Below are 7,896 nucleotides of genomic sequence, written 5' to 3' on the forward strand. Positions count from 1 at the left end.
GCCGCAGCGGTGAATAGCAGCGGGTGGGCATTGTTCCAGAGACTCAAGGCGAGGGGCCTGGAGGTCGAAGTCGTCAGTGGTGGCCGGACGAAGTGGAATCGGTATCGGCTCAGTATTCCCAAGACCCACTGCCTGGACGCGGCCTGTGTGTGGCATGTGGACGCTGTGGAGTGCTGGAAGCAGCCGGTATTACAGGTGCAGGGCAGGGAGCGCGGTAGTTATCAGCGCACACGCCTCACGAAGTACGGCTTCCCGCACGTATACCTGACCAGAAGCAAAAGCGCCTTCGGGTTTCAGACCGGCGAGCTGATAGGGGCCGTGGGCAGAACCGGGAAGAAAGTTGGCACCTACCTTGGCCGTGTGGCCATCCGTGCCAGTGGAAGTATTGACCTCCAGACCGGTAATGGACTGGTGCAAGGGAAGGCAAGCACCGATTCTCTACCTTGGTCGGGCGTGCAGATGGATATGGGTATTCGTGGACCAAGATAGCATTGGACAAAGGAGACGGCGGGAACTGGGGCGGCTTACGCCGCCGCGCTATCCCCCCGGCATGAATGACGGGGTTTCCCGGCAACTGGATAAAATTGAGGTTTAAATGAAAAAAAGTTTTCATCAATATAGGACTCATTTATGTCATGAGCTTGGTTTGAAGGATGTTGGGCAAAAGGTAAGTCTATGTGGCTGGGTACAATCGAAAAGAGATCATGGGGGTCTTTTGTTTGTTGATCTTCGAGACAGAGAAGGTATAACGCAGGTTGTTTTTCATCCTGACAAAGATCCTGCCCTTTTTGCCTCTGCAAAACAAATAAAAGACGAGTTTGTAATCAAGGTTGGAGGAGTAGTGGTAGAAAGACCAGCGGGGACAAAAAATGCAGCTATACCTACTGGAGAAATCGAACTGGAAGCTGAAAATCTTGAAATTTTGAATCCTTCGCTACCCTTGCCTTTTAACTTAGACGAACCAATTGAAAATGAGGAATTAAGACTATCCTTCCGTTTTCTTGATTTAAGGAGGAAAAAACTCCTGAACTCTTTAAAACTTCGTCATCAAGTGACCTATGTGGTCAGGGATTATCTTACAAGCAAAGGTTTTCTGGAAATTGAGACGCCTATTTTATCTAAAAGTACTCCGGAGGGAGCCAGAGATTTTTTGGTACCAAGCCGACTCTCTCCTGGTAAGTTTTACGCGTTGCCTCAGGCTCCGCAACAATATAAACAATTGCTTATGGTGGCGGGCATTGATAAGTATTTCCAAATTGCTCGCTGTTTTCGAGACGAAGATTTGCGTTCTGACAGGCAACCCGAGTTTACCCAGATAGATATAGAAGCCTCTTTTGTAGTTGTTGATGACATTCTGCAGTGGGTTGAAGAAATGATCCAGCAGATTTTTTCAAAGGTTCTTGGCATTGAACTTCCTGTTCCTTTTGCTCGTATTACTTACAAGCAAGCTTTGGATCTTTACGGTTCTGATAAGCCCGATCTGAGAATAGCTTGGCAAATACAAGATGTCGGAGAGGTGTTTGAGAATACAGAGTTTAAAATTTTTCGTGAAGTCCTTGCCAGGGGAGGTGTCATTAAAGCATTAAATGCTAAAAAAGCAAGTCCAATGGTTGGTCCTGCAGGGATCGCAGAGTTGGAAGAATTAGCTAAGTCAATGGGAGCAAAAGGCTTAGCTTATATTCGGATTGAAGATAAAGAGTGGAAATCACCCATAGTGAAGTTCTTTTCTATGGAGGAGCGCAAAAGGCTAGAGAATGTTCTTGGTATAGAACCAGCTGATTTGATTTTTTTTAGCGCTGGGCCATGGGATCAGGCTTGTCAAGTGCTTGGAAAAGTGAGGTTGCACTTGGCAGAAATGACGCGAAGTGTGCCACCAAATGAATGGAAATTTGTCTGGGTGACGGATTTTCCTCTTTTTGAATACAGCCCCTTAGAACAGAAATGGAATAGCGTTCATCATCCTTTTACTAGACCCTGTCAAGAAGATATAGGTAAACTGGATAGTGGTAAATATGATGAGATTCGAGCGCTGGCTTATGATATCATCTTAAATGGTGTGGAACTTGGAGGAGGAAGTATTCGGATTCATGAAAAAGAACTGCAAGAGAAAATATTTTCAATTCTTGGTATCGATAAAGATCGGCAAAAGCTACTTTTTGGTCATCTCCTTAAAGCTTTTCAATATGGAGCCCCGCCTCATGGAGGGATAGCCTTGGGGTTAGACAGGTTTGTTATGCTCCTGAGTGGTGCTGAAACTATCAGAGATGTAATAGCTTTTCCAAAAAACCGGCATGGAGTGGATCTTCTTACTCAATCTCCTTCAGAGGTAGACTTTCAGCAACTTAAAGAACTTCATATTAAGTTGGCTTTCCCTTCCTTAGATTCCAGACTACGGCAAGAACCTGAAATAGAACCTTAAAGCTTAAAATGATTTTATATGAGAAAGAGAGGGAGCAACAAGAATGATTCCATTTAAAAATTGGAAACGTCGAACTAAATTAATAGCAACTCTGGGACCGGCTACAGAATCAGGGGAAATGATTTTTTCCTTGATTGAAAGTGGAGTCGATATTTTCCGTTTCAACATGTCTCATGGGAAGCCTGATTGGGTTAGAGAGAAAGCGGCTCTTATCCAGGAGTTTTCAAGAAGGGCTGGAAAGTATGTTGGTATGCTCCTAGATACACAAGGACCAGCCATTCGTACAGGTGATTTGCCCGATCAAATGCAATTGAAGCCGGGAGATATCTTTACTTTTACTGTTCGAGGAGAGAAGGTGGAAGATCAGCATTCCGTTTCCGTCAATTATGATGATATTGTCAATGATATCCAAGTCGGAGATGTCGTTTTGGTGGATAACGGAAATATTCAAATGAAGGTAATTTCGAAAGAAAAGAATTTTTTGCGCTGCGAAGTGTTGACTCCAGGGGTTATGAAAAGCAGACGGCATATTAATATTCCTGGGGTTCGGATTAATTTGCCACCATTGACTCAAAAAGATCTAAGGGATATCCAGTTGGGAATCGAGTGTGGAATGGATTTCTTTGCCTTATCTTTTGTTAGGGAAGCAAATGATTGTGATTTGTTACGTCAAATTCTCATTTCGAAAGGATCCACCGGAAAAGTTGTTGCTAAAATAGAGGATCAGCTAGCCATTAAAAACCTCTTCCAAATTATCGATTCTTCAGATGCCATTATGATTGCCCGTGGAGATTTGGGCATAGAATGTCCTTTTGAAGAACTGCCTATTATTCAAAGACGGATCGTTAAATCCTGCATACAGAAGAGAAAACCGGTTATCGTCGCCACACATCTTCTTGAGAGCATGATTATGAATCCTGCACCTACCCGTGCTGAAATTACAGATATAGCCAATGCCGTTTATGAACAGGCTGATTGTCTCATGCTATCTGGGGAAACAGCTTCGGGGAGATATCCTCTAGAATGCGTGAAAATATTGGATCGTGTGGCTGTGAGAACTGAAAAAAGCGGTGGGGCTGGATATGCCTCACTTGTTGAACTTTTTGGAGACGAAGAAAAATTAGCTAAAACAGCTGTTCATCTTGCTGACGATATTGGGGCTCCAGCTATCTGCGTGTTTACTCGTTTTGGATTTTTAGCAAGTTTAATCGCAGGGCTTAGACCACGATACTCTGTGATTTATGCTTTTTGTCCCGATGAAGAAGTCTGCCGAAAACTCACCTTAAATTATGGGGTGGAACCTTGTTATGTAGTCTTCCCCAAAAGCCAAGAAGAAAGCATCGAATTAGTCGAAAAATTTTTAAAAACGAAAGGCATAGAGAGTGGTCAAAAAATTGTCTTGATCTCTGAAGTGCCTTTAAAAGGAGAAAGAGACCGCTTTATATTACTTCATCAACTCCATTATATTGAATAATTGAATTCCTACCACTTATGAAATCTTTCAGAGGAATGACCGCCTTGGTAACTGGGGCTTCTTCTGGATTAGGTTCTGAATTTGCTCGTCAGCTTGCTCAGGAAGTCAGCCAGCTGTTGATCACTTCTAGAAGAGCTGAGCGTTTACATGCTCTTACTGAAGAACTTCAAAAGCAATCGCCTCATATCCGAGTTTTTTCTATTCCAGCCGATCTAAGTTGTCAAAAGGGGAGAGAAATTCTTGCTGATTGGTTAGCTGCAGAAAAGACAGAAGTGGACATTTTGATTAACAATGCGGGCTGTGGAGATTATGGTCCTTTTGAAGAATGTCAATTCGAACGAGTGCGTTCGCTTTTGGAACTTAACATTGTCTCTTTAACTTATTTAACTCGGTTGGTTCTCCCGGATATGCTGAGGAAGAAAAGGGGGGTTATTATCAATATCGGTTCGATCGTCGGCAGAAAGCCTCTTCCAACATGTGCTGCCTATTCTGGATCCAAAAGCTATGTTCATGCTTTTTCTGAGGCCTTAAGATGGGAAATAGAAGGCAGCGGTGTGACTCTGACTGTCATTGCTCCAGGGCCGTTGGAGACGGAATTTTTTATGAAGGCGTCCAGAAAGGGAACGGATACAAAACCTTTTGTCCCGCCTTTTATGTGGGTACCTTTAAAAAAAGTGGTTCATGAGTCTTTGATGGCGGCCAAAGCAGGGAAAGCTTTTTATGTTCCTGGCTTCTCTACCCGTATCGCTTCTTTTTTACATTATCTAACCCCTGCTAGCCTGCTGCGATATATTTATCAGCTGATCTTACCTATAAAATGTCGAAATGATTCTTCAAAAGATAAAAAATTTACCTGTAGCTTGGACTAGCAAAGGAATATGTTGTGTTTCCTTTTTATTATCGCAGCCTGCAAATGATCTTTTTGGAGAGTCTTGACACTCCAAGTCTCACCCGTTAAAAAAAGAGCTATGAAACATTCAATTCCTACTGAAATTCGTAACGCCCAAGGGGAACGGTTGGATTTTGTGTACATTCCTGGCTCAGAAGAAAACAACACATTGGTAATAATTGCTCATGGGATTACTGCACATAAAGATCGGCCGATGCTTGTCGAGTTATCAAATCATCTAGCAAAAAATGGGATTCATTCTCTCCGCTTTTCCTTTTCTGGGCACGGAAAATCTGAAGGCAAATTTGAAGAATTTACCCCCACAAAAGAAGTTGGGGATCTGCAATCGGTTATTGATTCCTTGCCAGGATGGCGTTATGGATATGTCGGGCATAGTCTTGGGGCTGCAGTAGGCCTTTTATTTGCTAGTAAAGATCCAAGGATCTCTTTTTTGGTTTCCTTAGCGGGAATGGCTTATACGGCTGCCTTTGCTCAACGAGAATTCGGAAATGTTACCCCGGGAGAAGGATGTATGTGGGACATGCCTGAATTTCCTCTTTCTAAAGCACTTATAGAGGATATGAATCGGATCGATAATGTAAAAGAGGCCGCAAAAAAGATTCGAGTACCTTGGCTTTTTATCCATGGTCTTGCCGATGATGTTGTCCCTCCTCAGGATTCACGAGATTTATTTGCTATTGCATCGGAACCGAAAAAATTGATTGAAATTCCTGGGTGTGATCATCTTTTCCCTCCGCCTCATGACGCGTTTATGGCTGAAGCGGTTGTCAATTGGTTAAAAGAACTCCGATTAATATCCTAAGGACTTTATTGCTATAAAGTAAGGGGAGGATGGAAGGTCCAAGCCCTTTCTTCCTTAATCGTTGTGTTTGTGAATTAATAAACGTTATGTGTAGGTAGAATATTCAATTGAATCATGTCTATTTATTCAAAATAGGTATAAAGGAAAAAAAGAAAATGGGCGTGCATTCTGATAATTGGATCCGGCAGATGGTAAAAAAAATTCGAATGATTGAGCCTTTTGAAGAATCGCAGGTTCGAAAGAAAGCGGATGGCTCTCTGGCTATAAGTTTTGGGCTTTCAAGTTACGGTTATGACTTAAGGGTTTCTAGGGAGTTTAAGATTTTTACTAATGTTTTCAATACAGTTGTCGATCCTAAGGCTTTTGATTCTCGTTCTTTTGTTGAGATCGAATCAGACTGTTGTATTATTCCCCCTAATTCTTTTGCTTTGGCTAGAAGCGTTGAATATTTTAGAATTCCTAGGGATGTTATAACCATTTGTCTTGGAAAATCCACTTACGCGCGTTGTGGAATCATCGTCAATGTGACTCCTTTTGAACCTGAATGGGAGGGCTATGCTACCCTAGAAATTTCAAATACTACCCCACTACCAGCAAAAGTCTATGCTGAAGAAGGACTTGCTCAGGTCATTTTTATCCAAGCCTGCGAACTCTGTTCGACCTCTTATGCGGATAGAAATGGGAAGTATATGCGCCAGCAAGGCGTAACGGTTCCAAGATTATAATTTGATCTTTCTTTTATTTTCCTAATATTCTAAATGTGAAACATATCCTTGATCAGTTACCCTCTGAATGGGAACTTTTTGATTCCCTACCTGAATATCGGAAAACCCAAGTTTTAGATTGGATCTTCAAAAAGAAAGTTTTTTCTTTTTTTTCCATGACCAACCTCCCCTTAACACTCAGAGAGAGGCTTACCGAAAACTATGTGATCAAAACATTGGAGTTAGAAAAAGAAAACGATTCTCAAGACGGAACAAAAAAGTTTTTATGGAAACTTTCTGATAGTCAGTACATTGAGTCAGTCCTTATCCCTGCTTCGGATTGTATAGGAAATTCGAGACGTTTGACTCTTTGTGTTTCGACCCAGGTTGGTTGTCCTTTAAAATGTGGATTTTGTGCCAGTGGGATTTTCGGGTTTAAAAGAAATCTTAGCTGTGGCGAGATTGTTGAGCAAGTGCTGCTTTCAGAAGCAATTGCTAAAGAAAGAATAAGCCATATAGTCTTTATGGGCATGGGGGAACCCCTTCTCAATTACGAACAACTTATCCAAGCCATTCGATTCATTACCTCTTCTTGGGGACTGAGCATTAGTCCCAGAAGAATAACTATTTCCACAAGTGGCATCGTCCCGAATATCCTAAGATTGGCAAACGAATCCTTACCATTTCGGTTGGCTATTTCTTTGCATGCTACCACCGACGAATTACGAAATAAGCTGATGCCAATTAATAGGAAGTACCCATTGGAAGACCTTTTAAAGAGCTGTGAAGAATTTTGTTCTAAAAGAAAACAGAAAATCACTCTAGAATATATCTTAATTGCTGGAGTAAATGATCGGATGGAGGATGTTGAACGACTTGCAAAGATTGCCAAATCACTGAAGGCCAAAGTTAATCTTATCGCCTATAATCCTGTATTACAGATGCCATGGAAGACTCCAAAGAAAAAGGAGATCATGACCTTTTTCCATAAACTACAAATAAAAGGCGTACAAGTCTCTCTCAGACAAGAAAGAGGAAGAGATATTGATGGAGCTTGTGGACAGCTTAGACTCAGACAGATCGAAAACCATCTATTAAAAATAGATGAAAAGCCTTTTTCTCAGGACTTGCTCATCGCCGATTAAACAAGAAACGACATCCTCATTCCTATAGCTTCCCCATGCGTTCTATTATTAGAAATGTGGTCTTGGGATTTTGAACTCTTTAGAAAGATAAAGGCCTATTTCTTCAGGTTCATTTAGGAAAAACTTCTCCCCATATTTTTTCGCTTTAAAAGGAATAGATGAATCCAGTGGATGATCAAAAATAATAACTGGACAGGATTGGTTTTCTTCTCCGATTAGCTCGATGATTTCTTTTCTAGGTTTTTCAAAGGAAACATAGCAAACTTTTAAACTGTCTTTTAATTGCGGATAAGTTTTTAAAACCCCTTCAAAGATCATACAATAAGGACAATAGTAAGGATCGCCTGGTCCATCATAAAATCCAGGCTTTAGCAAGTACAATATTGGTTGCATTGGATATCCTTTTCTTTAAATGTATTCTACTTAGAAGCTATAGACAAAT

Annotated in this window: 7 protein-coding genes and 1 pseudogene; 7 read left to right on the forward strand and 1 reads right to left on the reverse strand. The window is 41.5% G+C overall.

Annotation, left to right across the window (positions count from 1 at the left end; all coding sequences use genetic code 11):
* The 7 genes and pseudogenes from A7Q09_RS10725 to rlmN all read left to right on the forward strand — a co-directional run.
* A pseudogene (locus A7Q09_RS10725) lies at window positions 1–489 on the forward strand (hypothetical protein); the annotation flags it as partial.
* 106 nt (window positions 490–595) lie between these two features.
* Window positions 596–2,419, forward strand: a complete 1,824-nt coding sequence (gene aspS / locus A7Q09_RS07220) for an aspartate--tRNA ligase (protein ID WP_134390704.1) — start codon at window positions 596–598, stop codon at window positions 2,417–2,419.
* A gap of 43 nt (window positions 2,420–2,462) precedes the next feature.
* Window positions 2,463–3,893: a pyruvate kinase gene (gene pyk, locus A7Q09_RS07225; RefSeq protein ID WP_134390706.1), complete on the forward strand. Its 1,431-nt coding sequence runs from the start codon at window positions 2,463–2,465 to the stop codon at window positions 3,891–3,893.
* A 17-nt stretch (window positions 3,894–3,910) separates the two neighbouring features.
* Complete coding sequence (locus tag A7Q09_RS07230) at window positions 3,911–4,762, forward strand: SDR family oxidoreductase (protein WP_134390708.1); 852 nt, start codon at window positions 3,911–3,913, stop codon at window positions 4,760–4,762.
* Window positions 4,763–4,861: 99 nt separating this feature from the next.
* Complete coding sequence (locus tag A7Q09_RS07235; RefSeq protein ID WP_134390710.1) at window positions 4,862–5,605, forward strand: alpha/beta hydrolase; 744 nt, start codon at window positions 4,862–4,864, stop codon at window positions 5,603–5,605.
* Between the two features lie 155 nt (window positions 5,606–5,760).
* Complete coding sequence (gene dcd, locus A7Q09_RS07240; RefSeq protein ID WP_134390712.1) at window positions 5,761–6,330, forward strand: dCTP deaminase; 570 nt, start codon at window positions 5,761–5,763, stop codon at window positions 6,328–6,330.
* A gap of 35 nt (window positions 6,331–6,365) precedes the next feature.
* Window positions 6,366–7,454: a 23S rRNA (adenine(2503)-C(2))-methyltransferase RlmN gene (gene rlmN / locus A7Q09_RS07245; protein ID WP_134390714.1), complete on the forward strand. Its 1,089-nt coding sequence runs from the start codon at window positions 6,366–6,368 to the stop codon at window positions 7,452–7,454.
* A gap of 48 nt (window positions 7,455–7,502) precedes the next feature.
* On the opposite strand, the gene A7Q09_RS07250 is transcribed toward rlmN, so the two are convergent.
* Complete coding sequence (locus A7Q09_RS07250) at window positions 7,503–7,847, reverse strand: DUF3088 family protein (protein WP_134390716.1); 345 nt, start codon at window positions 7,845–7,847, stop codon at window positions 7,503–7,505.
* Window positions 7,848–7,896 lie beyond the last annotated feature (49 nt).

Origin of the sequence: Methylacidiphilum sp. Yel (assembly GCF_004421185.1) — a bacterium.
In the GTDB taxonomy this organism is placed as follows: domain Bacteria; phylum Verrucomicrobiota; class Verrucomicrobiia; order Methylacidiphilales; family Methylacidiphilaceae; genus Methylacidiphilum.

Coding starts and splice junctions, on each gene's coding strand:
- aspS (WP_134390704.1), top strand. CDS start 596: ATGAAAAAAAGTTTTCATCAATATAGGACTCATTTATGTCATGAGCTT.
- pyk (WP_134390706.1), top strand. CDS start 2,463: ATGATTCCATTTAAAAATTGGAAACGTCGAACTAAATTAATAGCAACT.
- A7Q09_RS07230 (WP_134390708.1), top strand. CDS start 3,911: ATGAAATCTTTCAGAGGAATGACCGCCTTGGTAACTGGGGCTTCTTCT.
- A7Q09_RS07235 (WP_134390710.1), top strand. CDS start 4,862: ATGAAACATTCAATTCCTACTGAAATTCGTAACGCCCAAGGGGAACGG.
- dcd (WP_134390712.1), top strand. CDS start 5,761: ATGGGCGTGCATTCTGATAATTGGATCCGGCAGATGGTAAAAAAAATT.
- A7Q09_RS07250 (WP_134390716.1), bottom strand. CDS start 7,847: ATGCAACCAATATTGTACTTGCTAAAGCCTGGATTTTATGATGGACCA.